The 25,596-nt window shown below is 55.7% G+C and carries 23 protein-coding genes; 15 read left to right on the top strand and 8 right to left on the bottom strand.

Annotated features, from left to right (window positions below; genetic code table 11):
• Positions 1–244: 244 nt before the first annotated feature.
• Genes bcsE through bcsG form a run of 3 tightly spaced genes read left to right on the top strand, consistent with a single transcriptional unit; the run spans position 245 to position 3,765 of the window.
• Entirely contained in the window at positions 245–1,834 is a 1,590-nt protein-coding gene (gene bcsE, locus NCTC9997_RS00340) for a cellulose biosynthesis protein BcsE (protein WP_010862935.1), read from the top strand.
• Positions 1,834–2,022 (top strand): cellulose biosynthesis protein BcsF, encoded by a 189-nt coding sequence (bcsF, locus tag NCTC9997_RS00345; protein WP_010862934.1) that lies wholly within the window; start codon positions 1,834–1,836, stop codon positions 2,020–2,022. Before bcsE ends, bcsF begins: the two co-directional genes overlap by 1 nt.
• 45 nt (positions 2,023–2,067) lie before the next feature.
• The gene (gene bcsG, locus NCTC9997_RS00350) at positions 2,068–3,765 is read left to right on the top strand and encodes a cellulose biosynthesis protein BcsG (RefSeq protein ID WP_010862933.1); all 1,698 of its coding nucleotides are present in this window, start codon (positions 2,068–2,070) and stop codon (positions 3,763–3,765) included.
• 125 nt (positions 3,766–3,890) lie between these two features.
• Here the strand turns inward: bcsG and NCTC9997_RS00355 are convergent, their stop codons facing one another.
• Entirely contained in the window at positions 3,891–4,790 is a 900-nt protein-coding gene (locus tag NCTC9997_RS00355; protein WP_064977046.1) for a LysR family transcriptional regulator, read from the bottom strand.
• Between the two features lie 103 nt (positions 4,791–4,893).
• Between NCTC9997_RS00355 and NCTC9997_RS00360 the strand changes: the two genes are divergently transcribed.
• Positions 4,894–5,496, top strand: coding sequence for a short chain dehydrogenase (locus NCTC9997_RS00360; protein WP_064977047.1), 603 nt, complete (start codon positions 4,894–4,896; stop codon positions 5,494–5,496).
• 20 nt (positions 5,497–5,516) lie between these two features.
• On the opposite strand, the gene mdtD is transcribed toward NCTC9997_RS00360, so the two are convergent.
• Positions 5,517–6,923: a multidrug transporter subunit MdtD gene (gene mdtD / locus NCTC9997_RS00365; RefSeq protein ID WP_047707378.1), complete on the bottom strand. Its 1,407-nt coding sequence runs from the start codon at positions 6,921–6,923 to the stop codon at positions 5,517–5,519.
• Between the two features lie 337 nt (positions 6,924–7,260).
• Positions 7,261–8,616 carry a molecular chaperone gene (yegD, locus tag NCTC9997_RS00370; protein ID WP_064977048.1) on the bottom strand — a complete coding sequence of 452 codons (1,356 nt, stop codon included), beginning with the start codon at positions 8,614–8,616 and terminating at the stop codon, positions 7,261–7,263.
• Positions 8,617–8,899: 283 nt separating this feature from the next.
• Here yegD and fabV point away from each other — a divergent pair, with 283 nt between their 5' ends.
• On the top strand, positions 8,900–10,060 hold the full coding sequence (gene fabV / locus NCTC9997_RS00375; protein ID WP_064977049.1) for an enoyl-ACP reductase FabV: 1,161 nt from the start codon (positions 8,900–8,902) through the stop codon (positions 10,058–10,060).
• A gap of 132 nt (positions 10,061–10,192) precedes the next feature.
• Here the strand turns inward: fabV and NCTC9997_RS00380 are convergent, their stop codons facing one another.
• The 3 genes from NCTC9997_RS00380 to mobA form a co-directional block, all read right to left on the bottom strand.
• Complete coding sequence (locus NCTC9997_RS00380) at positions 10,193–10,879, bottom strand: FadR/GntR family transcriptional regulator (protein ID WP_010862927.1); 687 nt, start codon at positions 10,877–10,879, stop codon at positions 10,193–10,195.
• A 111-nt stretch (positions 10,880–10,990) separates the two neighbouring features.
• Positions 10,991–11,518 (bottom strand): molybdopterin-guanine dinucleotide biosynthesis protein MobB, encoded by a 528-nt coding sequence (gene mobB, locus NCTC9997_RS00385; protein WP_010862926.1) that lies wholly within the window; start codon positions 11,516–11,518, stop codon positions 10,991–10,993.
• Entirely contained in the window at positions 11,515–12,054 is a 540-nt protein-coding gene (gene mobA, locus NCTC9997_RS00390) for a molybdenum cofactor guanylyltransferase MobA (RefSeq protein ID WP_413463055.1), read from the bottom strand. Before mobA ends, mobB begins: the two co-directional genes overlap by 4 nt.
• Before the next feature lie 287 nt (positions 12,055–12,341).
• On the opposite strand from mobA, the gene NCTC9997_RS00395 reads away from it, so the two are divergent.
• From NCTC9997_RS00395 to NCTC9997_RS00415, 5 genes are all read left to right on the top strand, one after another.
• Positions 12,342–12,611, top strand: coding sequence for a YihD family protein (locus tag NCTC9997_RS00395; protein ID WP_010862924.1), 270 nt, complete (start codon positions 12,342–12,344; stop codon positions 12,609–12,611).
• A gap of 312 nt (positions 12,612–12,923) precedes the next feature.
• Positions 12,924–14,363 (top strand): cytochrome c oxidase accessory protein CcoG, encoded by a 1,440-nt coding sequence (gene ccoG / locus NCTC9997_RS00400; protein ID WP_064977051.1) that lies wholly within the window; start codon positions 12,924–12,926, stop codon positions 14,361–14,363.
• 165 nt (positions 14,364–14,528) lie between these two features.
• On the top strand, positions 14,529–15,521 hold the full coding sequence (locus NCTC9997_RS00405) for a serine/threonine protein kinase (protein WP_064977052.1): 993 nt from the start codon (positions 14,529–14,531) through the stop codon (positions 15,519–15,521).
• A gap of 124 nt (positions 15,522–15,645) precedes the next feature.
• Positions 15,646–16,269 carry a thiol:disulfide interchange protein DsbA gene (gene dsbA / locus NCTC9997_RS00410; protein ID WP_010862921.1) on the top strand — a complete coding sequence of 208 codons (624 nt, stop codon included), beginning with the start codon at positions 15,646–15,648 and terminating at the stop codon, positions 16,267–16,269.
• 190 nt (positions 16,270–16,459) lie between these two features.
• A complete protein-coding gene (locus NCTC9997_RS00415; RefSeq protein ID WP_036769310.1) occupies positions 16,460–17,089 on the top strand; it encodes a DsbA family protein in 630 nt (209 codons plus the stop codon).
• Positions 17,090–17,235: 146 nt separating this feature from the next.
• Here NCTC9997_RS00415 and hdfR read toward each other — a convergent pair whose 3' ends face one another.
• On the bottom strand, positions 17,236–18,078 hold the full coding sequence (gene hdfR, locus NCTC9997_RS00420) for an HTH-type transcriptional regulator HdfR (protein ID WP_064977053.1): 843 nt from the start codon (positions 18,076–18,078) through the stop codon (positions 17,236–17,238).
• Positions 18,079–18,201: 123 nt separating this feature from the next.
• On the opposite strand from hdfR, the gene NCTC9997_RS00425 reads away from it, so the two are divergent.
• Positions 18,202–18,540: a MaoP family protein gene (locus NCTC9997_RS00425; protein ID WP_010862918.1), complete on the top strand. Its 339-nt coding sequence runs from the start codon at positions 18,202–18,204 to the stop codon at positions 18,538–18,540.
• Positions 18,541–18,589: 49 nt separating this feature from the next.
• Here NCTC9997_RS00425 and NCTC9997_RS00430 read toward each other — a convergent pair whose 3' ends face one another.
• Complete coding sequence (locus NCTC9997_RS00430; RefSeq protein WP_064977054.1) at positions 18,590–20,140, bottom strand: YifB family Mg chelatase-like AAA ATPase; 1,551 nt, start codon at positions 20,138–20,140, stop codon at positions 18,590–18,592.
• A 506-nt stretch (positions 20,141–20,646) separates the two neighbouring features.
• On the opposite strand from NCTC9997_RS00430, the gene ilvG reads away from it, so the two are divergent.
• From ilvG to ilvD, 4 genes are all read left to right on the top strand, one after another.
• Positions 20,647–22,323 carry an acetolactate synthase 2 catalytic subunit gene (gene ilvG, locus NCTC9997_RS00440; RefSeq protein ID WP_064977056.1) on the top strand — a complete coding sequence of 559 codons (1,677 nt, stop codon included), beginning with the start codon at positions 20,647–20,649 and terminating at the stop codon, positions 22,321–22,323.
• Positions 22,323–22,646: an acetolactate synthase 2 small subunit gene (gene ilvM, locus NCTC9997_RS00445; protein ID WP_230400905.1), complete on the top strand. Its 324-nt coding sequence runs from the start codon at positions 22,323–22,325 to the stop codon at positions 22,644–22,646. The genes ilvG and ilvM overlap by 1 nt, the downstream gene beginning before the upstream one ends.
• Before the next feature lie 25 nt (positions 22,647–22,671).
• Positions 22,672–23,601 carry a branched-chain amino acid transaminase gene (locus NCTC9997_RS00450; RefSeq protein ID WP_167550108.1) on the top strand — a complete coding sequence of 310 codons (930 nt, stop codon included), beginning with the start codon at positions 22,672–22,674 and terminating at the stop codon, positions 23,599–23,601.
• A gap of 142 nt (positions 23,602–23,743) precedes the next feature.
• A complete protein-coding gene (ilvD, locus tag NCTC9997_RS00455; RefSeq protein ID WP_064977057.1) occupies positions 23,744–25,594 on the top strand; it encodes a dihydroxy-acid dehydratase in 1,851 nt (616 codons plus the stop codon).
• The last annotated feature ends 2 nt before the right edge of the window (positions 25,595–25,596 follow it).

Raw genomic sequence — 25,596 nt, forward strand, 5'->3', positions numbered from 1 at the left:
TAACGTCAACGGATAACCGCGAGTGGTTTAGGAAAAAAGAATTAAATCACTCCTCTTTCTATACTTTAGACAGAGATAACAAATACGCGATAACAAAATCAAATTTTGTAGCAGATTACCGTTATGTTCCTGTTATTACTGTTATGTTTATCATCATACGGTGAAAAATAAAACGCACATCTTTAAGACGACGTGTTCTATTATTATAGCACAGCCTAAACGCCATCATTGAGGGGCTAATAGAATGAGGAATAAGTTTCAGTTAGCCATTGACGCTTTGCCCGTGCATTTTACTCAGTTACGCGAGGGTGGCATTTATTGGCTGACGGTGGATGATGAAGCGGTCGCCGATCTGTTGCTGGTTTCCTTTATTCAAGGGTTGTTGCCGGATAGCCGTTATTTTCTCACCTCTTCACTGCCGATGACGGAGGCCTTACAGAGTGCGTTGCACCACCCGCAGGTGCGGGGTGAACTGTTTGCGTTGACCCAAGATCCACAAGGTGAGTGGCTACGTCGTTTACCGGCTGAGATGGAGTGGTTTGGTATCAGTAAAGCGGCGGATTTGCTGGTGGTACGTTACCGCTGTGATGGCTTGGAAAAAGACTCAGACGCGCAAGCGGCCCAGTTACTGCGCTTGGATCGTGCGCTGCAACAGTTTACGCATTGGGCCGAGCAGCAGGAACTGGCGGTATTGGTGATCGGCTCTGGTGCGCACAGCAGTCAGCAGCGCCAGTGGCTCAACCGAGGCAATAACTGGCTCAGTGGTTGTGTGCATTTGAGTCGTCAAGGCGAGCTGGTGGATTACGATCTGGCATATTGGCGCAACGAGATGGGCGTTACGTCCGGTATGCGTTTGATGCTATTGCAGCGGGATACGCAGCTGGTGCTGCATACCGAGCGGGGTAGCCTGAGCAGTGCCTCTTTGGCCGATGATGATGTGGTGTTGGCGATGCAAGAGGTGTTAGCCAATACCATCGCGCCGTCAGCACATTGGAAGCTGTTTCCCGACCGGCCACGTTTGATGGAGGCGGCGCTACAGGCAGTAAAAGCCACGGTGATTTTTGCGATCACGGAAAGCAGTCAAACCGAAGCGCTGGCCCGCGATATTTACCAGTTACGCACTGAGCGCGGTGCACGCTTGAAGATTGTGGTGCGTGAAGCGGCTAACTGCTTGCGTAATTTGGATGATCGGCTGTTTTTGAGTGCCGGAGCCAATATGGTGATGCCGTTTGCTTGTCATGTTTCACGTTTCATCGGTTTGCTGCAGATGGTGCAGGGGCAAGTTTATCCGCACATGATCCGGCCAGAGATTGATAGCTTGCTGGCGGCATCGCAGCCACAACGGCTGAAAGGATACCTGCCTGCGGCGGAATTTATTCGGCTACTGCAAGATGAAATGCGCCGTAGTTTGACCAGTGAAACGCGCGGGCTGATGTTAATTCTGACACCGGCCATGAGCTTGAGCATGACCGATGCCTTAGCCCAGTGTGAAATGCGCCGACAAGGCGATGTGCTGACCGTTGCCGATAATCATATCTATGTCTTTTTCTTTGCCTGTCGGCCCAATGATGCTGAGCGGGCGTTGCAAAATGCCTTTTATCTGCCGGTGAATACCTTATTTACCGAGTCGCAAGTGTTGTCGGTGCGCGAAGAGATACAAGAGGCGCTGGCTCGTTTGCAACAATTGCCGGAGCAGCCCGATTTTACCGCCGAGCTGACCGCGCGGGCGGGTGTGCGCGATCCGCAATTACAATCCAGTAAGGTAGAGATGACTGCGCTGGAGCGCAATCATGCTGCCGTGAAGCCCATAACCTTACCGATTAAGGCCATATAATGGATTTAGTGTCGTTCAGTCAGGTCACTTTGATCACGGCGATCATTGCCGGTCTGCTGGGGTTTTATCTGCGCCCGATTTGGCAAGTTGCCCAGCGGGTATTGCGCCATATGGTGCGGCGCCCTCGTTATAACAAGCGCCTGATGACGTTACGACCGTCTAGTTCACGTACTCCGACAGATCAGTAACCTGTCGGGGCAACTAAGGCTCACCGTGATTATCAAGGGATGACCATGAGCGATGTGACTCTCTCTCCGTTACCCCCAGCGCTGCGACATTGGCGCGGGCTCGGATTATGGAATTTCTACTTTATTACCAAGCTGGTGCTGTTCTGGCAGGGCTTGATCAACTTTCATCCGCTGTACAACTTGGCGCTGGCGGCATGGTTATTGTTCCCTGTGGCACCGCTGTGGCTGCATCGTGGGCGTCAGTTACTGGCCTTACCGTTTGCGGTGGCGCTGTTCTATTACGATTCGTGGTTGCCGCCCTTTAACCGCTTATTGGCACAATCGTCGGCGGTAGAGTCGTTCTCGACCGATTATATGCTGGAGCTGGCCGGGCGGTTTATTAACTGGAACTGGCTGGCCGGAGGCTTGACGCTGCTGGTGGTCTACCTGTTTTTAAGTCAGTTCATCCGTTTTTCGCTGCTGATCTTTAGCACTTTGGCGGTACTAACCCTGTGGCCGTATTTGCAGCCGTGGTGGAGCGTTGAAAAACCGCAACTGCAAGCACAGGCGGAGCAGGTTAGCCGCGGTGTCGATAAAGCGGTGAATCGCGCCGATAGTGATATCCGCAGTGCCGAGCAGGCGCTGGCGGCCACAGGCGCCCCGCCGAGTGATGAGGTACTTAATCGCACGCTGAGTGAGTTTTACCAGCAGCAAAGCCAACTGTTCACCAATTTCCCTGCTGCAGAGGCGCTTCAAGCGCCGTTTGATGTGTTGATCTTGAATATCTGCTCGCTGAGTTGGTCAGATATGCAGGCGGTTGGGTTGATGGAGCATCCATTATGGCAATCGATGGATGTGGTGTTTGATGAGTTCAACTCCGCCTCGACCTACAGTGGGCCAGCGATGATCCGTTTGCTGCGCGCTAGCTGTGGTCAGCAGACCAATGCTGATCTGTTCGCGCAGGCTGATCCACGTTGTTACCTGTTTGATAATCTGCAGAAAATTGGGTTTAGCGAAGCTTGGGCGATGAACCATGATGGGCATTTTGGTGATTTTGTTGCCGAAGCGCGGAAATTTGGTGGATTGGCGACGGAGCCTATGTCCTTGACCAATATGTCGCCGGTGATGACTTCATTTGATGGGTCACCAATCTATCGCGATTTGACGGTGTTGGATAACTGGTGGCAGCAGCGTCTGCAGTCAGATAAACCGCGCGAGGTGCTGTATTACAACACCATCACCTTGCACGATGGCAATCGCACCATCGATAACCGCGGCCAAACCAGCCGCGCCGACTATAAGCAGAACCTGACCCGTCTGTTTGATGATCTGCAAGCCTTTATCCAGAAGCTGGAGCAATCCGGTCGACCGGTGATGGTGGTGATTGTGCCTGAGCATGGTGCCGCCTTGACCGGTGATCTGATGCAGATATCGGGAATGCGGGAAATCCCGAGCCCATCGATTGTGCATGTCCCTGTCGGGGTTAAGTTAGTGAATGCCAAATCGCGCGTCAGCCAATCGCCGATGCACGTGACGCAGCCCTCCAGTTATCTGGCCATTTCGCAGCTGGTGGCTGATTTAGCCAATGGCCAAGCGTTCAGTCAGGACAACGTGGATGTGCGTGCTTTGGTGCAAGCATTGCCGCAGACGGTGCCTGTGGTGGCTGCGAACGAAGGCAGTGTGATGTTGCGTTATCAGGGCAAAGAGTACCTGACGTTGGATCGCAAAACCTGGACCCTCTATCCGCAGCAACCGAGCCGTTAAGCTCATTGGTTTCTGCTAGGGGTCAACTCGGGTTTAATAAGACGCCCGTGTGTTTTTCCACCAGAAAGTGGCAGAACACACGGGCGTTTGTTTATCTTTCCTCTGCGTTTCGGCAGCGCTAGCGCTTAGAGCAAATATTGCGGGTGAGCCTGAAACCATTGCTGCAGAATTTCGCTGAAAATCTGAATTTTTCGCGGCACATTGGGCTGCGCCACATGCAGTAAATACAGCGGATGTACACTGGTCTGCCAATCATCGAGTAGAGTGACCAGCTCGCCACGTTGTAGAGCTGGCGCGGCAATCAGGAGCGGACATTTAGCGATCCCGACATCGGCCATCGCCAATTGCAGCAAACTGCTGTACTGATTGGCGCGTAAACGGCCGTTCAACGTCAGGCTCACCGCCTGTGCACCTTGGCGAAAATGCCATTGCTCCCAAGCAGGATTATCACCTTGTAAGAAACAGTGCTCGGGCGGCAGTTGCTGTGGGCTGGCCGGTCGGCCATAACGCGCCAACCAGCGCGGGCTGACCACGACCACATCGCGTAAGTGCCCAAGTAAGCGCGCACTGAGGTTCGCTGGCGGCGAAGGGGTCGCGCGTAGCGCGATGTCGTGTTCTTCGGCGATTAGGTCTAACGGTCGGTTAGTAAAATTCAGTGCCACCGTGACCTGCGGACAGCGCGTGGTAAATGCTTGCATGACCGGTCCAATCAACTGATCGCCCAGGCTGGCTGGGCAGGTAAAACGTAAATGGCCGCTCTCTTCCTGCGTCAGTGCCGTGATCTCCTGCTCGGCCGCACGTAAATCGGCAAAAATCTGCTCGGCCTGTTGGTATAGCTGATGTCCGGCCTCGGTGAGATGCTGGCGACGTGTTGTGCGCTGCAGCAAACGTGTCTGCAGTGCACGCTCGAGGGCGCTGACATGCCGGCTTAGCATCCCTTTACTGCAGTCATAACTCTCGGCGGCAGCCGAAAATCCACCGGCCTGTACCACGCGATAAAAACTTTGCAGATGGGTCAGATCCATCTATTGGTGCTCCTAGGGAAACAATGCGTTCATTGTAGTCGCTTTTTCTTTATGGGCAGCGGTCTAGACTGAAAGGACACCCATTGTGGAGGCGGGAGTGAATATGAAGGTAGTGATTATTGGCGCCAGTGGCACCATCGGCCGTGCAGTACAGCAATTATTGCTGCAACAGCAGCATGAGGTGATCGGCGTGCGCCATCAAGGCGGCGAGTGGACGGTGGATATGACCGATGCGGACAGTATTGCGCAGTTGTTTGCGAGGGTCGGTCACTTTGATGCCTTGGTGGTGGCCAGTGGCGCGGTGGCGTTTAATAGCTTAAGCGCCATGAGTACGGCCGAGTGGCAGGTCGGCTTGAACAGTAAATTACTTGGCCAAATTCACCTGACGCAGGCGGCGCTGCCGTGGCTCAATGAAGGGGGCTCAATTACGCTGATCAGCGGCATTTTAAGCTCGGAGCCGATTGCCGGTGGGATCAGCGCGAGTGTGGTCAATGGTGCGGTGGAGCATTTTGTGCGGGCGGCCGCCTGTGAAATGCCGCGCCGGATCCGGATTAATGCTGTTAGCCCGAGCGTGGTGACCGAGTCGTTGGCGCAATATGGCGCCTTCTTCCCTGGCTTTGAGGCGGTGGATGCGGCGCGCGTGGCCAAGGCGTATTACAAAGCCTTGGCCGGCATTCAAAACGGCCAGATTTTTCGGGTGGAGTAACTCTGTGCTGAACGAAGCGTTTACTCTTCCATCACGTTAATGACCGGCTCTTGGCGACGGTGCATATTGGCACCGTCGTCTTTTTTCAGCAGTAAGAAGACCAAGCCAGACAGCAAGGTGATCAGCGCCACCGTCAGATAGGTGTGGTGGAAGGCCGATTGCAGTGACAGACCGCTGTCTTTAAATAACGAGAGGATAGACGCGCCACTGGCAATACCGAAACTGATGGCCAGTTGCTGCGCCACGCTGAGAACGGCGTTGCCGCTACTGGCGTTCTGATCGGACAGATTACTCAGCGCCAAGGTATTCATCGAAGTCAGTTGTACTGACATCAGCATCCCGAACAGGAACAGCACCGGCATCAATAGCCACAGCGCGTGATGTTCATGATAGAACGAGAGTGCGGCGATACAAGCGGCAATCAGCAAGGTGCTGAGCAGCAGCGTGCGGCGGTAACTAAACCGGCGCAGCAAACGGGTGATAAACGGCTTGGACAAGATAGCGGCCAGCGCAATCGGCGCCATCATCCAACCGGAGACTTCGGCGCTGTAACCGAGGCTGACTTGCAGCATCAGGGGCAGCAAAAAGGGGATCCCGCCAGTGCCGAGACGGGAAAACAGGTTACCGCAAATCCCGATACTAAAGGTGCGGATCCGGAACAGCTTCAAATCAATCAGTGGCGTAGCGTAGCGTTTAGCATGGCCAATATAGCCGAGCAGCAGCAGCAGCCCCGTGGCGCTGGTCAGGTAGGCTTGCCAGCGTGCATGGCTGCGCTCACCCAGCATCTCTAATCCCAACGTGATCAGCACTAGCCCCAGACCAAACAGTAAAAAGCCGCGCCAGTCCATGCGATGCGTTTGCATGGTGACATTCGGCATGTGGCGGTTGGCATACCATAAGCCGACCAGACCTATCGGCAGGTTAATCAGGAAAATCCAGTGCCACGAGGTGTAGGTGACCAGCCAGCCGCCGAGCAGTGGGCCGAGCACCGGGCCGATGAGCCCCGGCATGGTGACAAAATTGAGCACCGGTAGCAGTTGATCGCGTGGGTAGGCGCGGATCAGCGCTAAACGCGCGACTGGCATCATCATGGCGCCGCCGATCCCTTGGAAAATTCGTGAGGCGATCAGCATGCTGAGATTGGCTGACATGGCGCAGCTTAATGAACCCAGCGTGAACAGCACCACTGCAATTTGGAATACCCGTTTGGTGCCGAAGCGATCGGCCATCCAGCCACTGAGTGGGATCAGCAGAGCCACGGTCAGGGTATAACTGATGATGGCCGATTGCATGGCAATCGGTGAGCGCTGCAAGCTGGCCGCCATGGCGGGCAGGGCGGTGTTGAGGATAGTGGCGTCGAGCGTCTGCATGAAAAGCGCCATTGCCGCAATCCACGGTAATCCTGCCATACTTCTGGGGGCTGTCATGCCGAATCCTCATTCTTCCACTGCTTAACAGCAGAATTAGACCGGATTTTGGTCAAAAGAGAAAGGGCGAATGTGCTTTGCAGGGAAAGTTGGCATTTTCTGCCACTTGAGGAATGTCGGTGCGCGATCCTGTCAGCACACCGGTTATCCCGCGTTAAGCGGTAACCAGCGTGCGAATCACGCAGTCAGCATATTCAGTGCGAAGTGTGTATACCTTCCTACTTGAAGCTGCAGCGGTGTTGGCTACGTTCGTTCACCCCAATCACATAGTTTGCCTATGTTCATGGGATTCACTCACTTGCCGCCTACCTGCAACTTCTCGTTGTTTGGGTATATGTTAGCCGCGAAACAGAATATTGGCCCAACGGGTAAGACCGGCGGTGACCGAGCCAAAATCATCACCACTGACCAGCGGGATGCCCGGTAACTGCTGTTGCAACAACGCGCGCAGCAGTGGCGAGCGAGCGCTGCCTCCGGTTAAATACACCACATCCGGCATACCGCCGCCGCAGGTTAACGCTTCATGGACCAGCTCGCTGATTTTTTGCAGCGGTTGGCTGATGGCCTCTTCCAGATCGCTCACCTGCAGTTCGCAGGCGAGCGCTGGAGCGATAAAGTCTAAGTTAGCCTGACAGCTTGCTTGCTGCGACAGTGCAATTTTGCTCTCTTCGGCGCAGCGCACCAGACGGTAACCGAGACGCTGACGATAAACTTTGAGCAGACGCTCGAATACCGCCGGCTCGGCGGCATCATGCAGCAAATTACGCAGCACCTGACCGTTGGCACTGCCATAAAAGTCGGCCTGTGCGGGCACATTGTTGATGGCGATGGCGTTCCAGAACGGTAAGGTCGGCAAGGCAATACCGTTACTTAAGTTGCCTCCCAGCCCCAGATGCGGCATCAGGCGATGAAAGGCCAAGGCGATATCCAGATCGTTACCGCCAATGCGGCAACCGCTGTGACCGAGCAGGCTTTGCTGGCGATCGGCGCGTGGATGCCACTGCGGCCCCATCAGCAGCAGTGAGCAGTCGGTGGTTCCGCCGCCGATATCCGCCACCAGCACGCGCTGTTCGTGCTGTAAGGTGGCTTCAAAGTCCAGTCCGGCGGCGACCGGTTCAAACTGAAACTCGACCCGCTGCCAACCGGCGCGGCGCGCGGCGCGCAGCAAAATCCCTTCCGCTTGCTGGTTGGCTTGCTCGCCACCGGTGCCTTGGAAGTTTACCGGTCGGCCAATCACCACCTCGGTCAGCGATTGCTGTAGCTGTTGCTCGGCTTGCTGGCGGATGTGATACATCATGGCGCACACCAAATCCTCAAACAGCGCCACTTGTAGCGGTTTTAAGCCGTTGGCACCGAGAAACGATTTGGGGGATTTTACGAAATAGACTTCGTCTGGCTCGCGCATGTATTGGCTCAGCGCCTGCTGACCAAAGCTTAAGCAACCCGGCGTAACCTGAATATCTTCTTCGCGATTACTGCTGATGGCCGAGCGCAGCAATTGGGTGCTGGCCGGGCCATCTGCCGGCACTTGCCAGTGGCGGTACAGATACTCACTGACCGCTTCGCGACTCGGCGCGCACAGCATCGACGGCAAATAAGGCGAGTCATTTTCCAGTGTCAGTAGCCGTGGGCCGTGCTCGGTCATATACCCCATGGAACAGTTGGCGGTACCATAGTCAAATCCGATATACATCTAGCCTACTCCTGACAGCGGGAAAAAAGGGGGCAGACTGTAGCGCACTTTGCCGCGTACGCCAAGGTGCTTGCGCCTAACCAAGCGTGCGCCCTTGAGGTGAAAAAAGCAGCAGAACATGCTATTGCTAACGCTAGGCATACGGTGTTGGGTGAGCCGTTCATCAGGAGCCACATTAACGTAGTCATCAGTAGCAATGCCATCGGCATCAACGATGCGTCGTGCTGCGCACGAGGGCAAGAGTGCCCCTGCGTGACGTGACGCTGCGGCAAAGAGAGGCAACATGATCGAACCAAGCATTCAGGGCGTGATTGCCCGTAACAGCCATCCGGCCGGGTGTGCTGCGTTTTTGCGCAGTTGGGCCGCCCGCTGTACGGCTCCGAACTCAAACTCGGCCTTATCGGCTGGCCCGCGTGTGTTAGTGCTGGGCGCATCATCGGGTTACGGTTTAGCACTGCGCACGGTGTTGCTGCAAGAATATGCCGCGCGCACCTTAGGCGTGGCTTATGAGCGTGGGCCATCGGGGCAGTACAGCGGCTCGGCCGGTTGGCATTTAAGTGCCGCGTTTGCCGAGTTGGCTGCTGAGCAAGGTTTGCCGGGTGAGACGTTGATGCTGGATGCATTTGCGCCGGCCAGTCGGCAGACGGTGATTGAGACTATCCGGCGTGATTTTGGTCAGGTGGATCTGGTGGTGTACAGCTTGGCCGCCGGTCAGCGCACGGTAGATGGGCGTAAAGTGCGTTCGGCCATCAAACCGGCGGGCGCGCCTTATCAAGGCTATCAGCTGGATCTGGCGACCGATAAACTGCAACCGGTAACTCTTGAGCCGGCCAGCAGCCAAGAGATGGCGGATACCGTGACCGTGATGGGCGGTGAGGATTGGCAGCAGTGGATGACGGCGTTGCAAGAGGCTGGCGTGTTGGCCCCCGGCGCACGTAGCGTGGCCTTTTCCTATATTGGCCCAGCCAGTACATGGCCGTTATACCGTGATGGCACCTTAGGGCAGGCGAAAGCGGATTTGCATCAGCGGGCGCAGCAGATTAATGCCCAATTACAAACGCTGGATGGCGGCGCGTGGGTGGTCGTAGCGAAAGCCTTGGTCACCAAAGCCAGTATCTTTATCCCGGGGATGGCGCCGTATTTGATGGCCCTGTATGCGGTGATGAAAGAGCAAGGCGTGCATGAGGATTGTTTGGATCAAATGCAGCGCTTATGTCACAGCCAACTATTTGCCGAGCAGGTACATACCGACAGTGACCAGCTGATTCGCCTCGATGACTGGGAGTTGGCTGAGCCTGTACAGCAGGCGGTCGATGCGCGTTTAGCCTTGTTAAATCCCGATAATTTCATGCAGTACGGCGATTATCAGGGCGTAAAACAGGAATTTTTGGCGATGAATGGATTTGGCATCGCGGGGGTAGATTATTCTGACGAAGGTGCTTAACTGCGCGAGCTAAGCTGAAGATTGGTGCGCTACCCCCAAGTCGACACTTGGTTCGGTAGCGCATCATCTATACGGTGCAAAAACGCGATACAAAACGTGCGCACTAACCAGAGTAGTGCGGCAGCGTTTTACTTATTCGTCGTGCTCGATCAGCGCGGTAACCGCCGCGGAGGCTGCATCGGGATCCGAACGCAAAATGGCATCGATAATGGCCTGATGACGCTCCAGTTTGACCACCGAGTCACGGGTCACGGTACGGAAATAAACCTGGAATACTGCTTTGAACAGGTTACCGAACGGCGTCAGGAACGGGTTGCCACTGGCAAAATAGATCATCTGGTGGAATTGGGTATCCACTTCAATCCAACGATCTTTATCAAAGCACTCGTCCAGCGCGCGCATTTCGCCCATCAGCAACGAGAGCTGATGACGGTCTTCCGGTGACGCATATTGCGCGGCCATCGCTGCCGCTTTTGGCTCCAGCATAATCCGCAGTAGCTGAAAGTCGTCGACCAATTTTTGCTTGTCGTCCTGCTCTGCCCACCAGGTCAGGAGATCCTGATCCAGGAAGTTCCAGTTACGACGAGGCATGACCCGGGTTCCGATCCGCGGGCGTGGTAACAACATGCCTTTTGCGGCCAGCATTTTCACAGCCTCACGGACTGCGGTACGGCTTACCCCGTACATTTCACCTAATTCCATTTCGCCCGGCAAAATTGCGCCGGGGGCGATTTGACCTGCCAAAATCTGACGTCCGATACTTTCTGCCAACTGATATGACAGATTACGCTGGGCCGCTTTTTGATGGTGGTGATTCATTTGTCCTCCCAACCGAATGCGGTGGTGTTGTTATAAGAGCCGCCGGCCCATTGTTCGACGGTAATTTTATCTATATTAGTAGGATGAAACATTATGAAATAGTGCGAAATACTATGAAATGGAGTGCTTATTTTGTAACAGCCAGCGGGCGATAAAATCGACAAACTGCTGTGGCTGATTCAGATCCAGTTGCGGTACCGAGACCGGCTGTGGCTCATCAGAGCCGAGCGCAATCACCTGCGCATCCAGCAAACTGGCCAGCGGACGGTTTACCTCCTGTCGGTAAAGAGCGATTTTGGGGATCGGTTCGTGTTTAAAGCCTTCGACCAACACCAGATCGGTGCGCGTGGGGTCTAACTGACGGCACAGAAAGTCCAAACTGGCCGCGGGCTCGCGCTCGGGCGGCGTTTCGGTCATCAAAGCCCAGCGTTGATCGCACACCACAATGGTTTGTTCCGCACCGGCTTTACGCAGCTCGAAGCTGTCTTTGCCGGGGGTGTCGACATCCACATCGTGGTGGGTGTGCTTGATGAGTGCTGGACGGATCCCCTGTTGGCGTAGCAGAGGCAGCAGCGCTTTGAGCAAGGTGGTTTTCCCGCTGCCGCTGTAACCCACAATTCCCAAGATCGGCAACGTCATTCCAACTTCTCCAATTCAGACTCTATCATCATACAATTATAGGGCGTATTTACGTTAACGAAAGCCGCCGCCTGATCGGAAAAGTCAACTGTTACCGCATGTTGCTGCTGGAAGAAGGCCATCAACCGGCGCTCACCTTGTTGCAAACTGGCACTGATAGCCGGCAGCAAGCGCTGGTGTAACAGCGCAAACACCGGATGTGCTCGCTCACCATCGTGGGCAATGGCACAACTGGCATCCCCTATCTGCTGGGCGAAGCGCGCGACCAGATCGCGTGGCAAAAGTGGGCTATCACAGGGCACACAGACCACATACTCTGTCGTACAGTGTTGTAAGGCGGTGAGCATACCGGCCAAGGGGCCAGGAAAATCAGGGGTGCTATCGGGATAAACAGGAAAACCACTTTCTGCATAACTATGCAAATTGCGATTGGCGATAATGTGTAGGCTGCTGACCTGCGGTTGCAGGCGTTGCACGGCATACCAGTATAAAGGATGACCGGCGACCTGACGTAATCCCTTATCGTCGCCGTCCATGCGTGTAGCTCGGCCTCCGGCCAGAATGGCACCGCTAATCACTGTGTTCACTGCCACCTTCTTTGCTCGCTGAATTCCGGCTTCATTTTAGCGCTGCTTTCCAGAATTGAAATATTCAGATACATAATAATTGCATTATCTTTAGCTGCATATAGCGGCAGTTTCACTGCAGAAAGTTGCATTTTAGCCCCAGATCTTGTGCTGTGACGGTAAACCCTGCTATTTTTCAGGGATAATAATGCACATACGGCACCCCAGGGTGCGGGAAAACAGAAGGTAAACCTGCAATGAAATGCCATCGCGTAAATGAATTGATTGAACTGCTGCATCCGGCCTGGCAAAAAGAGCCCGATCTGAACCTGATTGCCTTTTTACAAAAACTGGCGCAGGAAGCGGGTTTTACCGGTGATTTCAACGATCTGACCGATGATGTGTTGATCTATCACCTGAAAATGCGTGAGGCCGATAAAGCCGCGCCAATCCCAGGTCTGGCCAAAGATTACGAAGATGACTTCAAAACCGCGCTGCTGCGTGCACGTGGGATCATCAAAGACTGATCGCAGGCGAGCGCCCCGCTTGGCCGTGGGTTAGCGTAACGCAAATCAATGCAAAACGTCACGTATAGCGCGTGGCGTTTTTTTATGGCCAAAATATGGTTTGCTGGTGATGAGTGCGTCTCGGTAGCCCTTTTTGCCTTTATGTAAGCAAGGTGATAATAAAAAGTTGCGTTATGTGGGGCGCAGCTGCGTTATACTGGGCGCGAATTTGTGGAGTATTAGCGCAGGTATCGATTCAGGCGGAACCCAGCCGAACGAGGGAAGCATCTGCGCCTAGCCAGCCGGTGGCGGAGCAAGCGAGGGAGAGCGGGAATGCAGCCAGATCCGCAGCAAAAATCGACCATTCCGGTCAAGAATGTCAACACGGATATTAACACCTCGGACAGTCCTTCTGGGTTGAAGTATTTTGACCCGAGTCAGCGCCTGTATGTTCGCGCCGTCAGCGGAACTTATCAGCGTCTACGTCGTTACGGTGGTTGGGTGTTGATGCTGCTGTTTTTCCTGCTGCCGTGGTTACCTTACCAAGGGCGACAAGCGATTTTGCTGGATGTGGAGCAGCAACAGTTTCACTTTTTTGCCACCACCTTGTTTCCACAAGATCTCACCTTGCTGGCTTGGTTACTGATCATTGCCGCTTTTGCCCTGTTTTTTATTACCACCTTTTTAGGCCGCGTCTGGTGCGGGTATTTGTGCCCGCAAACGGTGTGGACGTTCATTTTTATCTGGTTTGAAGAGCGTTTTGAAGGCACTGCCAACCAGCGTCGAGCATTGGATAAAGCCCCGCGTAGCGCCAATAAAATTCTGCGTAAAACCGCCACGCATCTGTGCTGGCTGGGGTTTTCCCTGCTGACGGCATTGGCGTTTGTCAGCTACTTTGTGCCAGCGAAAGCACTGTACAGCGAATTTTTCCGCGCCGCCTCTGGCGGGTGGACGGTCTTTTGGGTGCTGTTTTTTACCGCCTGCACTTACGCCAATGCCGGTTGGATGCGTTCTATCATGTGTACGCACATGTGCCCGTACGCCCGTTTTCAATCAGCGATGTTCGATCGCGATACCTTTATCGTGGCCTACGACAGCGCGCGCGGAGAGCCGCGTGGGCCGCGGCGGCGCAAAGTTGATCCGGCGAGCTTAGGCCTAGGCGCCTGTATCGATTGCGATCTGTGCGTGCAGGTATGCCCGACCGGCATCGATATTCGCCAAGGCTTGCAGTATGAGTGCATCAACTGCGGGGCGTGTATCGATGCCTGCGATCAAACCATGCAGCAGATGGGCTATGCACCGGGACTAATCAGCTATACCACCGAGCACAAGCTGGCCGGCCACAAAACCCGCTTACTGCGACCGAAACTGCTGGGCTATGGGTTGGTACTGGTGGTGATGATCGGGCTCTTTAGTGCCAATTTACTGCGCTTACAACCGGCCAATTTAGAGGTGCTGCGCGATCGTAATCAGCTGTATCGCATTAACAACGAAGGCGCGATTGAAAATACCTTTATCCTCAAGCTGCAAAATAAAACCCAGCAACCGGTGACGTACCAGTTAGCGGTGCAAGGGCTGCCGACTGATGTGCAGTGGTTGGGGCCACAGAAAGTGCAAGTGGCGCCTGGTGAGGTGGATACCATTCCGCTGACGTTGGCCGTACCTGAAGGCGCGGCGTTATCTGCGGTGCAGCCGATCCGCTTTAGTGCTACTGCCGTCAACGGCAACGGCGCCGCAGTGAGTGCGGAGAGTCGCTTTTTTAGCGAGCGTTAATTTGGGTACTCAATAGCACTTAACTGGTGTGAAGTGCCGCGTCTTATAGCAGGGCAGCGCGGGATAGGCGCAATTGGCAATTGATCAATGAATGTTGCCGCCTGCGCTGCGCCGGCTGATTCTGCTATGCTGTGCTCTACTTGATGATGATGGTACAGGCCGACCATGACTGAGCACAGCAGCGCATTTGCTTTTCAAACACTCTCTCCCGATCTGATTATGGATGCCCTAGAGGTGGTCGGGATCCGTGTCGATTCCGGTTTGTTGGCTCTTAACAGCTATGAAAACCGCGTGTACCAGTTACTGGATGAAGACCGGCGCCGGTACGTGGTGAAATTTTATCGTCCACAGCGCTGGAGTGCGGCGCAGATCCGCGAAGAGCATGCGTTTGCCTGTGAGCTGGCCGCCGCCGAGATCCCGGTGGTAGCGCCACTGACCCTGCAAGGCGATACCCTGCATCAGCACGAGGGTTTTTGGTTTGCGGTATTCCCGAGTGTCGGCGGACGCCAGTATGAAGTGGACAATCTGGAGCAGCTGGAGTGGGTGGGGCGCTTTATGGGCCGTCTGCACCAGCAGGGGCAAAAGCAGCTGTTTAACGCCCGGCCGACGCTGGGGCTGGATGAATACCTGTATCAGCCGCGCGATTTTTTACAACAATCCGATTTTATTCCGGCCGAATTACGTCCGGTGTTCTTTGCCGATCTGAATATGCTGATCAACGAAATCGAGCAGCACTGGTATAGCGATTGGCAGCCACTGCGCCTGCACGGTGATTGTCATCCGGGCAATATTTTGTGGCGCGATGGCCCGCTGTTTGTCGATTTGGATGACGCGCGCAATGGCCCAGCGGTGCAGGATTTATGGATGTTGCTTAACGGTGAGCGGCATGAGCGTTTGATGCAGCTGGATATTCTGCTGGAAAGTTATGGCGAATTTTGTGATTTTACTGCGCGGGAATTGCAACTGATCGAGCCTTTGCGTGGTCTGAGGATGGTGCATTACATGGCGTGGCTGGCTCGGCGCTGGGAAGACCCAGCATTTCCGCGCAGCTTTCCATGGTTTGCTGAGCCGCGTTATTGGGAGCAGCAGATCTTGGCCTGTAAAGAGCAGATCGCCGCGTTGCGCGAACCGCCATTGCAATTGATGCCAATGTATTAAGGCGCGTTTCTTGCGCGCTTCAACCGGCATCGTTTGGGTTTAGAGAGAGGCGTGGGTGGCAACCCGTGTGGGTCTGCCTAGCACCATCAGCGTGTTTTTATTGTTTATTTTAAAGGATGTGGAAATGAAGAAGATTTGGCTGACGTTAGCGGGATTGTTGCTGGCGACTCAAGTGGCTGCCGCCGAGTTTACTGAGGGTAAACAGTATGTGGCTTTGGAGCGTCCGGCTACTGCCAGACCGGAAGCCATTGAGTTTTTCTCCTTCTACTGCCCAGCGTGTTTTGCGTTTGAAAATACGTTCCATATTCCGCAGATGATCCGCTCTGAAATGCCGACAGATGGCCAGTTCAAGCAATACCACGTTGATTTTCTGGGCCCATTGGGTAAAGACCTGAGCCAAGCGTGGGCGGTGGCCAATGTGTTGGGTGTGGAGCAGAAAGTAGCACCGGTGCTGTTTGAAGGGATCCAGAAAACCCGTAGCATCAAAACGCCAGCCGATATCCGCGCCGCGTTTGAAAAAATCGGTGTGAAGGGTGATGAGTATGATGCCGCGCTGAGCAGCTTTATGGTGAGCTCGTTTGTCGCGCAGCAAGCTAAAGCAGCGCAGGACTTCCAAGTGGAAGGCGTGCCATCTATCTACATTAACGGCAAATTTCGCATCGAACCTCGCGGTTTTGACGCGAAAAACAATGATCAATTTGTGCAGCAATACGGCGCGTTAGTTAAATTCCTGCTGCAACAAAAGTAAGTTTGAGCGTCTGGTTGCCGTGGTAACCGAGCACAATCGTAAAGCGCGTCCAGCATTCGTGGTGGGCGCGTTTTTCTTTACATAACTTTTCTTATCTCGCCCTTGCTGGCGCCAGTCCGCCCCCGTAAAGTACTTTCCGTGATTCATATCCTTTGTTGTGGGAGTGTAAATAATGAAGATGAAAGTAGGGATGCTGGTGGCAACGTTATTATTGGCGGCTCCCGCATTCAGCCCAGCACTGCAGGCCGCGGAATTCACCGATGGCAAGCAGTACACCACCTTTGATAAACCGGCCACCGCCAAGCCACAAGCACTAGAGTTTTTCTCGTTTTATTGTCCGCATTGTTACGCGTTTGAGTATGACTATGGCCTGCCGGCCAAGATCGAATCAGCGCTGCCGAAAGACGGTGAGTTTATCCAATATCACGTCGATTTTTTAGGGCCGTTAGGGCCGGATTTGACCCGTGCGTGGGCGGTGGCGATGGCGCTAGGGGTGGAAAAGCAGATCCAACCGGTGCTGTTTAACGGGATCCAGAAAACCCGCACCATCAACAGCGTGGCTGATATCCGCAATGCCTTTTTGCAAATCGGGGTAAGTGCACAAGAGTATGACTCGGCGCTGAACAGTTTCATGGTCAACGCGCTGGTCGCCAAGCAACAGCAAGCGGCGCAAGCCTATGAGCTGCGCGGTGTGCCGACCGTGATCATTGATGGTAAATACCAGATTAACATGGGCGGTTTGCCGGCGGATTCTACCGAGCAGTTTATCCAAAGCTATGATGGCGTAGTGAAATTCCTGCTGCAACAGCCGCGCGCCTAAGCATCGCTATGTAACAACCGCTATGTAAAAACCGCGATGTAAACGCAAGGGTGTTGGTCAGTGACCCCCGCGGAGGGTGAGATGCATGGTCTGTGTCTCACCCTCGAGCTGTTTTCGGCGCTGTTGTGTGCAGTCTATGTTAGCCCTCAGATCAATGAGGGAAACACTGGTGTTTGCAGCAATTCCCGTAGGCGTGCATCGTGTGGGCTATTGGCTGGCCACAGGGCATGCAGGGTAAAGACTTGCGGCGGGAAATCGGCTTGCACGCGCCACTGCGCCGGTAGTTGGCTTGCCGCCAGCTGATCGGGGATAAAGGCACAGCCCGGCTGATGATGCAGATGCTGCAAGGTTTGCAGCAACGACTCACTTTGTAGCCGTGGTGGATGATCCGGCGCAAACCACACCGCTTGTTGCTGGATAAATGCGTTGCCCCAATCGATGCGGCAATATTGCTCAGGGCGCAGCCGTACCCCGCTCGGCAGGTTAGTGCCCAATTGTAACCGGATTTCACCGCAGGCGAGGGCGTTAATCTCTTCGCTGCGCGGCAGATCGAGGCTGAAGGCCAAATCACACTCTTGTTCGGCTAACTGACGGCTCACGGAGCGGGAGCTGCTGATCAGGGTGCGCAGCGGTTGCTGTGGGTGTTGTTCGCTGAGCCGGCCAAGCCAGTCGGTCAATCCCGCCTCCCACAGGCAGGCCGGCGCACTGAGGCGCAGCGGCTGGCCTTGCTGCGGCGATTCGGTCACTTCCTGCCGTGCCTGCTGCCAGGTTTGCAGTAGGGTACGGGCATACGGCACCAAGCGCTCGCCCGCCGCGGTGAGCTGGATGTTATGGCGATGACGATTGAATAACACCACCCCCAACTGACTCTCTAGTTGGCGGATCCGAAAGCTCACGGCGGACTGGGTCAGGTACAGGGATTCAGCGGCTTTACCGAAGTGCCGGGTTTTACTCACGGCAATAAAGGTTTTCAGTAATTCGGTATCCACGTCCCATCTCCAAAAAAACTCATCATAACGATAAAAATATTTTGTTTTACAGCGGCGTCAAGCCTCACTAATACTCCGCGCCATAAACCACACGACCATGATACTTTAGGAGCGTGTCTCATTATGGCGGAAAGCTTTGTAACAACACGTCGCTTCTTCGATAATAAGCATTATCCGCGTGGTTTCGCCCGTCATGGCGATTTCACCATCAAGGAAGCACAGATTCTCGAGCGTCTGGGAGCCGCTTTCGATGAGCTGGACTCTGGCAAGCGCCAGCCGGCCACGGAAGAAGAGCAGCTGTTCGTGGCGGTATGCCACGGCGAGCGTTCAGCAGCAACGGAAAATGAAAAGGTTTGGATCAAGTACCGTGACAATACACGGCGTCCGAAGCGTTTTCATACCCTGTCTGGCGGTAAGCCGCAGGCCGATGCCGCCGAAGACTACACCGACAGCGATGAGTAAAACAACCGGCGCCTGATGGCGCCGTTTTTTTTGCCGTACATTGGCGCACTTACTCTGGCTCTGGCATCGATTGGCCATTGGCGACGCGGCCAAGGTGTTGTAAGACGCGATCCATGGCGCGATAGCCGAGGGCTTCGGCCAGATGCTGGCGCTGCAAATGCGGCTCGGCGGCCAAATCAGCCAGTGTGCGCGCCACTTTCAAGATCCGGTGATAGGCACGCACCGACAATCCGAGTCGACACAAGGTTTGCTCTAAAAACAGCGCATCTTGGCTGTTTAAATGGCAATCTTGCTCCACTTCACGGCTACCCAGTTCGGCATTGAGTTTACCACGCCGCGCCAGTTGCCGCTCGCGACAGCGCAGGATGCGCTCTCGAACCTCGGCACTGCTCTCGCCGCGTTGCGGCGTCCCGCTCAAACTGCCTTGCGGCAGCAGTGGCACTTCAATCGATAAATCAAACCTGTCTAAAAACGGGCCGGATAAACGGCTTAAATAGCGCAGCACTTGTTGCGGTGAGCTGCGGTTATGCGTGCCTTGATAGTGGCCGCTTGGGCTGGGGTTCATGGCGGCGATCAGCTGAAAACGGGCCGGAAAACGCACTTTGGCTTGGGCGCGCGAGATAATGATCTCCCCCGATTCCAACGGCTCGCGCAGTGCATCGAGCACCTTGCGATCAAACTCCGGTAACTCATCCAAAAACAAAATCCCGTTATGGGCTAGCGAGATCTCACCCGGGCGCGGCAGGCTACCGCCACCGACCAAGGCCGCTTGCGAGGCGCTGTGGTGCGGGGCGCGAAACGGGCGCTGCTTCCAGTTACCGGCATGAATGTCTTGGTGCACTAACGAGCCAATCGCGGCAGTTTCCAGTGCTTGCGCGTCACTGAGCGGCGGTAACAAGTCACGCAGTCGGCTAGCGAGCATGGTTTTGCCGGTGCCCGGCGGGCCAAGTAGCAGCAAATTGTGTTGGCCGGCGGCGGCAATTTCCAGCGCCCGTTTGGCTTGCTGTTGACCTATGATGTCCTGCAAATCGGCGCTAGATGGCGTTAGCGTGGCACTGGCTGCAAGTGGCGTTTGATGCGCTAGCGGCTGTTTGCCGTTTAAGTGCGCGCAGACTTGCGCCAGATTTTCCGCTACCAACGGTGCGGCATTGCCCACTAATCCCGCTTGAGTGGCATTGGCAGCCGGTAAAATCAGCTGTCGGCCGGCGCTATGGGCGGCCATCACCGCGGGGATCACGCCAGTAACGGCGCGCAATTCACCGGAGAGCGCTAACTCGCCAGTAAATTCATAGCGAGCCAGCGCACGGTCATCAATTTGCCCTGAGGCGGCCAGAATGCCGAGGGCGATCGGCAAGTCGAAACGGCCACCTTCCTTGGGCAGATCGGCGGGTGCCAAGTTAACGGTAATGCGCCGAGCGGGAAATTCCAGCCCGCTATTGAGTAGCGCACTGCGCACCCGATCGCGCGCCTCTTTGACCGAGGTTTCGGCCAGACCAACCAGTGTCAGCCCCGGTAAACCGGCGCTGATATGCACTTCGATGGTAACTGCCGGAGCCTGCACGCCGATGCTGGCGCGGCAGTGAATAATGGCCAGTGACATAGCGGTGGAGTGTTCCTTGTGATGAGCGCCTGCGAGGGCAAAAAAAAGAGCTTCATTTTTACCCTTAAAAATCAGTTTGTTATTCAGGCGCTTTTCGGATGCGCGAAGATTTTCGCAAAAATAAGTTGTCAAAAACTGAACAGCTGTGATACCTCTTTAATTGTGCAAAGCATGACCGGGCTCTCATTGCCGGGGGCGTGGTCAGCTGGCAAACACAACAACTAAACACAATAAATCCGGGAAAGAATTCGACTTATGCAGTCTATCCGTGCCGTGCTAACCCTAATTATCGTCAACGTGGTGATTATTATCTCACCGCGCGGGGTCGCACTTGGCAAACGGCAGACTGACTAACAGACAGGCAAGCCGGAAAACGAGAAGCCCCCGCACCGAAAGGTCCGGGGGCTTTTTCGTACAGGAACACCGGTGGCCATATTCACAAGGAGTACAGAGCATGAGTGACACGCCAAGCATCCGTACCCGCCATGAGCAGATGAGGTAAAGCCATGACGGGATCGCAGCGAACGGGAGCCCAATGGGTGGTAGAGGCCTTGCGAGCGCAAGGGGTGGAGACAGTGTTCGGTTATCCGGGCGGTGCGATTATGCCGGTGTATGACGCCCTGTATGATGGTGGCGTCGAGCACCTGCTGTGCCGTCATGAGCAAGGGGCGGCGATGGCGGCGATCGGTTATGCCCGGGCGAGCGGTCGCGTTGGGGTCTGTATCGCCACGTCTGGCCCAGGTGCCACCAATTTGATCACCGGTTTGGCCGATGCGTTGCTGGATTCGGTGCCGGTGGTGGCGATCACCGGCCAAGTGGCCAGCCCACTGATTGGCACCGATGCCTTTCAGGAAGTGGATGTGCTCGGTCTTTCTTTGGCTTGTACCAAGCACAGTTTTTTAGTGCGTCGTCCTGAGGAGCTGACCTCGGTACTGGCCGAAGCCTTCCGCGTGGCCAGCAGTGGCCGTCCGGGGCCGGTGTTGGTCGATATTCCCAAAGATATTCAACTGATGGCTATTCGTCCGCAGCCGTTGGCGGTGGCCGATGTGCCGCAGCCTAGCTGCCCACCATCGGCACTGGCGCAGGCCCAGCAGTTGCTGCAAGCCGCGCAGCGCCCGATGCTGTATGTCGGTGGTGGCGTAGCCTTGGCCGGCGCGAGCGCGCAGCTGAATGCCTTACTGCGCCACTGCGCCATACCGTCGGTGGCGACTTTGAAAGGCTTGGGCGCGGTCGATCCGCACCATCCGTACTACTTAGGCATGCTTGGCATGCACGGCAGTAAAGCGGCCAATCTGGCGGTGCAGCAGTGCGATTTATTGCTGGTAGTCGGAGCGCGTTTTGATGACCGGGTGACCGGCAAGTTAGACACCTTTGCCCCTGACGCCAAGGTGATCCATCTGGATATCGACAGCGCCGAGTTTGGCAAATTGCGCCGTCCCGATGTGGTATTACACGGCGATCTGCGTACGTTACTGCCAGCCCTCAGTGCTGCACTGACCGCGCCGCTTAGCATCGCGCCGTGGTTGGCGCAGATTGATGGGCTCAATGCCGAGCACGCGTGGGATTATGCCGCGGCAGAGCACGGTGAGCGCATTGATGCTCCGGCGTTGCTGCGCACTCTGTCACAGCGTCGTCCACGCACCAGTGTGGTGACCACCGATGTGGGCCAACACCAGATGTGGGTCGCTCAGCATATGCAGTTTACTTCTCCGCACGATCTGCTGACCTCCGCCGGTCTGGGCACTATGGGCTTTGGGTTACCGGCAGCGGTGGGCGCGCAGATGGCGCGGCCACAAGATTGCGTGATCTGCGTTTCCGGCGATGGCTCGTTCATGATGAACGTGCAAGAGCTCGGCACCCTTAAGCGCCGGCGTCTGCCGGTAAAAATCGTACTGCTGGATAACCAGCGTCTGGGCATGGTGCGGCAGTGGCAATCGCTGTTTTTTGCTGGCCGTTTTAGTGAAACCGATTTATCGGATAACCCCGATTTTCTGACGTTGGCATCGGCGTTTGGCATCCCAGGTCAGCAAATTTGGCGCCAAGATCAAGTGGCCGATGCGCTGGAAACTATGCTGGCAAGCCCAGGCCCTTATCTGCTGCACGTACGGATTAACGAACAGGACAACGTCTGGCCACTGGTTCCACCGGGCGCCGGAAATGACACTATGCTGGAGGCGCTGTGATGACATCCCCAATGAGCCATACCCCGACAAGCCACAGTGCGATGCACACGTTGGTGGTCGATGCGCGTTTTTGCCCCGAAGTGGCCGAGCGTGTATTACGTGTAACACGGCATCGCGGTTTTCAGGTCTGGGCCATGAATATGGTGCTGGCAGACGCCGCGGATCGTGTCAATATTGAGCTCACGGTCTGCAGTGAGCGGCCGGTGGAGCAGTTATCCGCCCAGCTGGGTAAATTGATTGATGTCGCCAGTGTCTGTCTGCGGGCTGTACAGTCTGACAGTAACGGTATGTTGGCCGCCCCCCACCCGATGATCCGTGCTTGAAGCACGGCCAAGCGACAAGGATGAAATGATGAGCAAGAAAGCAGATTTTATTTGGTTTAACGGTGAGATGGTGCCTTGGGCTGAGGCCAAAGTACACGTATTGTCCCACGCCATGCACTATGGCACGTCGGTGTTTGAGGGGATCCGCTGTTACAACACGCCAAAAGGCCCGGTGGTCTTCCGTCACCGTGAGCACATGCAGCGCTTGCTGGACTCCGCCAAAATCTACCGTTTCCCGATCCCTTATTCGTTAGAGCAGCTGATGGAGGCATGCCGCGCCACCTTGCGCGACAACCATCTGGAGAGCGCCTACATTCGTCCGCTGGCCTTTATCGGTGATGTGGGATTAGGGGTCAATCCACCACCGGGCTATCAGTGTGACTTGATCATCGCCGCTTTCCCGTGGGGCGCCTATCTGGGCGAAGAAGCGCTGCAACAAGGGGTGGATGCGATGGTGTCGTCGTGGAATCGCGCTGCACCCAACACCATTCCGACCGCGGCCAAAGCTGGCGGTAACTATCTGTCTTCCTTGTTGGTGGGCAGCGAAGCGCGCCGTCATGGTTACGCCGAAGGCATTGCGCTGGATGTGCGCGGCTATGTTTCGGAAGGGGCGGGTGAGAACCTGTTTGTGATTAAAAACAACGTGATTTATACCCCACCATCGACTTGCGCTTCACTGCCGGGGATTACTCGCGATGCGATCACCACCTTGGCGCGCGATCTGGGCTACGAAGTACGCGAAGAAGTGATTGCCCGCGAAGCGCTGTATCTGGCCGATGAAGTATTTATGACCGGCACTGCCGCGGAAATCACTCCGGTGCGCAGTATTGATGGTATCGAAGTCGGTATTGGCCGCCGCGGCCCTGTGACCGAGCGTTTGCAACAGGCGTTCTTCGGGCTGTTCAGTGGCGAAACCGAAGACAAGTGGGGCTGGTTGGATCCGGTGAATCCGTAAGTCTGACTACTTGTACACGCAGTTCTGTACTAGTAACAGCATAAGCTTTGCGGCGGCCTGTTGGCCGTCGTGATAGTGCAGCCGATACCGTTTTTCTACGGCGCGCGCGAAGCGCCGCCGTCTCAACACAGGGATGATTTTCATGGCGAAGTACCGCTCCGCAACCACCACGCATGGCCGTAATATGGCGGGCGCGCGCGCACTGTGGCGTGCCACCGGCATGCAAGAAAGTGATTTTGGTAAGCCGATTATTGCGGTGGTGAACTCCTTTACCCAGTTTGTGCCGGGCCATGTGCACCTGCGTGATTTAGGCGCGTTGGTGGCCGGTGAAATTGAAGCGGCGGGCGGGGTCGCCAAAGAGTTCAACACCATCGCGGTGGATGATGGGATCGCCATGGGCCACGGCGGCATGCTGTATTCCCTGCCCTCGCGAGAGTTAATTGCCGACTCGGTCGAGTACATGGTGAACGCCCACTGCGCCGATGCCATGGTGTGTATCTCCAACTGCGACAAAATCACCCCCGGAATGCTGATGGCTGCGCTGCGCCTCAATATCCCGGTGATCTTTGTCTCCGGCGGCCCGATGGAAGCCGGTAAAACTAAACTCTCGGATCAAATCATCAAGCTGGATCTGGTCGATGCCATGATCCAAGGCGCCGATCCCAAGGTTTCCGATGAACAAAGCCAACAGGTCGAACGCTCGGCCTGTCCAACCTGCGGCTCTTGCTCGGGCATGTTTACCGCCAACTCCATGAACTGCCTGACCGAAGCCTTAGGCTTGAGCTTACCGGGCAACGGTTCACTGTTGGCGACCCACGCCGATCGCCGTGAGCTGTTCGTGCAAGCTGGCCAGCGCATTGTGAGTTTGACTAAGCAATATTACGAACAGGACGATGCGCGCGTGCTGCCACGCAGCATTGCCAGTAAGGCGGCGTTTGAAAACGCCATGGTGCTGGATATCGCCATGGGCGGCTCTACCAACACCGTATTGCACCTGTTAGCGGCGGCGCAGGAAGCGGAGGTCGATTTTGGTATGGATGATATCGACCGCTTATCACGCCAAGTGCCGCACCTGTGTAAAGTCGCGCCAAGCACCCAGAAATATCACATGGAAGACGTCCACCGCGCGGGTGGTGTGATGGGGATTCTTGGTGAGCTTGATCGTGCCGGTCTGCTCAACCGCGAAGTGCGCAATGTGCTGCAACTGAATTTAACCGATACGCTGGCGCGCTACGACATCATGCAAACGGACGATCCGGCGGTGCGCGAGATGTTCCGCGCTGGCCCAGCCGGTATTCGCACCACGCGCGCCTTTTCCCAAGCCTGCCGCTGGCCAACACTGGATGACGATCGCGAGCAGGGCTGTATCCGTCGCCGCGAACATGCGTACAGCCAAGATGGCGGGTTGGCGGTGTTGTCCGGCAATCTGGCGCAAAACGGCTGCATCGTCAAAACCGCTGGGGTAGAGGCGGAGAATTTACTGTTCCGTGGTCCGGCGCGGGTATTTGAAAGCCAAGATAGCGCGGCGGAGGCGATTTTGGGCGGTCAGATCAACGCCGGTGATGTGGTGCTGATCCGCTACGAGGGGCCAAAGGGCGGACCGGGGATGCAAGAGATGCTGTACCCAACCAGTTACCTCAAATCGATGGGATTGGGCAAAGCGTGCGCCCTGATCACCGATGGCCGTTTTTCGGGCGGCACATCTGGGTTGTCGATTGGTCACGTATCGCCAGAAGCGGCCAGCGGTGGAGTGATTGCGCTGGTGGAAGAAAGCGATCTGATTGCCATTGATATCCCGCAGCGCAGCATCGTGCTGGAGGTGGATGAGGCAACGTTGGCCGCCCGAGCTGCGGCCATGCAAGCGCGCGGTAAGCAGGCGTGGAAGCCGGTCGATCGCCAGCGTCCTGTATCGCTGGCGCTGCGCGCCTACGCCAGTTTGGCCACCAGTGCCGATCGCGGTGCGGTGCGCGATCGCAGCAAGCTAGAGGAGTAACC

The sequence above is a fragment of the Plesiomonas shigelloides genome (assembly GCF_900087055.1).
GTDB lineage: Bacteria > Pseudomonadota > Gammaproteobacteria > Enterobacterales > CAMTGL01 > Plesiomonas > Plesiomonas shigelloides.

Bases quoted from the DNA above. Each gene is read 5' to 3' on its own strand.
- bcsE (WP_010862935.1), top strand. From the start codon at position 245: ATGAGGAATAAGTTTCAGTTAGCCATTGACGCTTTGCCCGTGCATTTT.
- bcsF (WP_010862934.1), top strand. From the start codon at position 1,834: ATGGATTTAGTGTCGTTCAGTCAGGTCACTTTGATCACGGCGATCATT.
- bcsG (WP_010862933.1), top strand. From the start codon at position 2,068: ATGAGCGATGTGACTCTCTCTCCGTTACCCCCAGCGCTGCGACATTGG.
- NCTC9997_RS00355 (WP_064977046.1), bottom strand. From the start codon at position 4,790: ATGGATCTGACCCATCTGCAAAGTTTTTATCGCGTGGTACAGGCCGGT.
- NCTC9997_RS00360 (WP_064977047.1), top strand. From the start codon at position 4,894: ATGAAGGTAGTGATTATTGGCGCCAGTGGCACCATCGGCCGTGCAGTA.
- mdtD (WP_047707378.1), bottom strand. From the start codon at position 6,923: ATGACAGCCCCCAGAAGTATGGCAGGATTACCGTGGATTGCGGCAATG.
- yegD (WP_064977048.1), bottom strand. From the start codon at position 8,616: ATGTATATCGGATTTGACTATGGTACCGCCAACTGTTCCATGGGGTAT.
- fabV (WP_064977049.1), top strand. From the start codon at position 8,900: ATGATCGAACCAAGCATTCAGGGCGTGATTGCCCGTAACAGCCATCCG.
- NCTC9997_RS00380 (WP_010862927.1), bottom strand. From the start codon at position 10,879: ATGAATCACCACCATCAAAAAGCGGCCCAGCGTAATCTGTCATATCAG.
- mobB (WP_010862926.1), bottom strand. From the start codon at position 11,518: ATGACGTTGCCGATCTTGGGAATTGTGGGTTACAGCGGCAGCGGGAAA.
- mobA (WP_413463055.1), bottom strand. From the start codon at position 12,054: ATGGACGGCGACGATAAGGGATTACGTCAGGTCGCCGGTCATCCTTTA.
- NCTC9997_RS00395 (WP_010862924.1), top strand. From the start codon at position 12,342: ATGAAATGCCATCGCGTAAATGAATTGATTGAACTGCTGCATCCGGCC.
- ccoG (WP_064977051.1), top strand. From the start codon at position 12,924: ATGCAGCCAGATCCGCAGCAAAAATCGACCATTCCGGTCAAGAATGTC.
- NCTC9997_RS00405 (WP_064977052.1), top strand. From the start codon at position 14,529: ATGACTGAGCACAGCAGCGCATTTGCTTTTCAAACACTCTCTCCCGAT.
- dsbA (WP_010862921.1), top strand. From the start codon at position 15,646: ATGAAGAAGATTTGGCTGACGTTAGCGGGATTGTTGCTGGCGACTCAA.
- NCTC9997_RS00415 (WP_036769310.1), top strand. From the start codon at position 16,460: ATGCTGGTGGCAACGTTATTATTGGCGGCTCCCGCATTCAGCCCAGCA.
- NCTC9997_RS00425 (WP_010862918.1), top strand. From the start codon at position 18,202: ATGGCGGAAAGCTTTGTAACAACACGTCGCTTCTTCGATAATAAGCAT.
- NCTC9997_RS00430 (WP_064977054.1), bottom strand. From the start codon at position 20,140: ATGTCACTGGCCATTATTCACTGCCGCGCCAGCATCGGCGTGCAGGCT.
- ilvG (WP_064977056.1), top strand. From the start codon at position 20,647: ATGACGGGATCGCAGCGAACGGGAGCCCAATGGGTGGTAGAGGCCTTG.
- ilvM (WP_230400905.1), top strand. From the start codon at position 22,323: ATGACATCCCCAATGAGCCATACCCCGACAAGCCACAGTGCGATGCAC.
- NCTC9997_RS00450 (WP_167550108.1), top strand. From the start codon at position 22,672: ATGATGAGCAAGAAAGCAGATTTTATTTGGTTTAACGGTGAGATGGTG.
- ilvD (WP_064977057.1), top strand. From the start codon at position 23,744: ATGGCGAAGTACCGCTCCGCAACCACCACGCATGGCCGTAATATGGCG.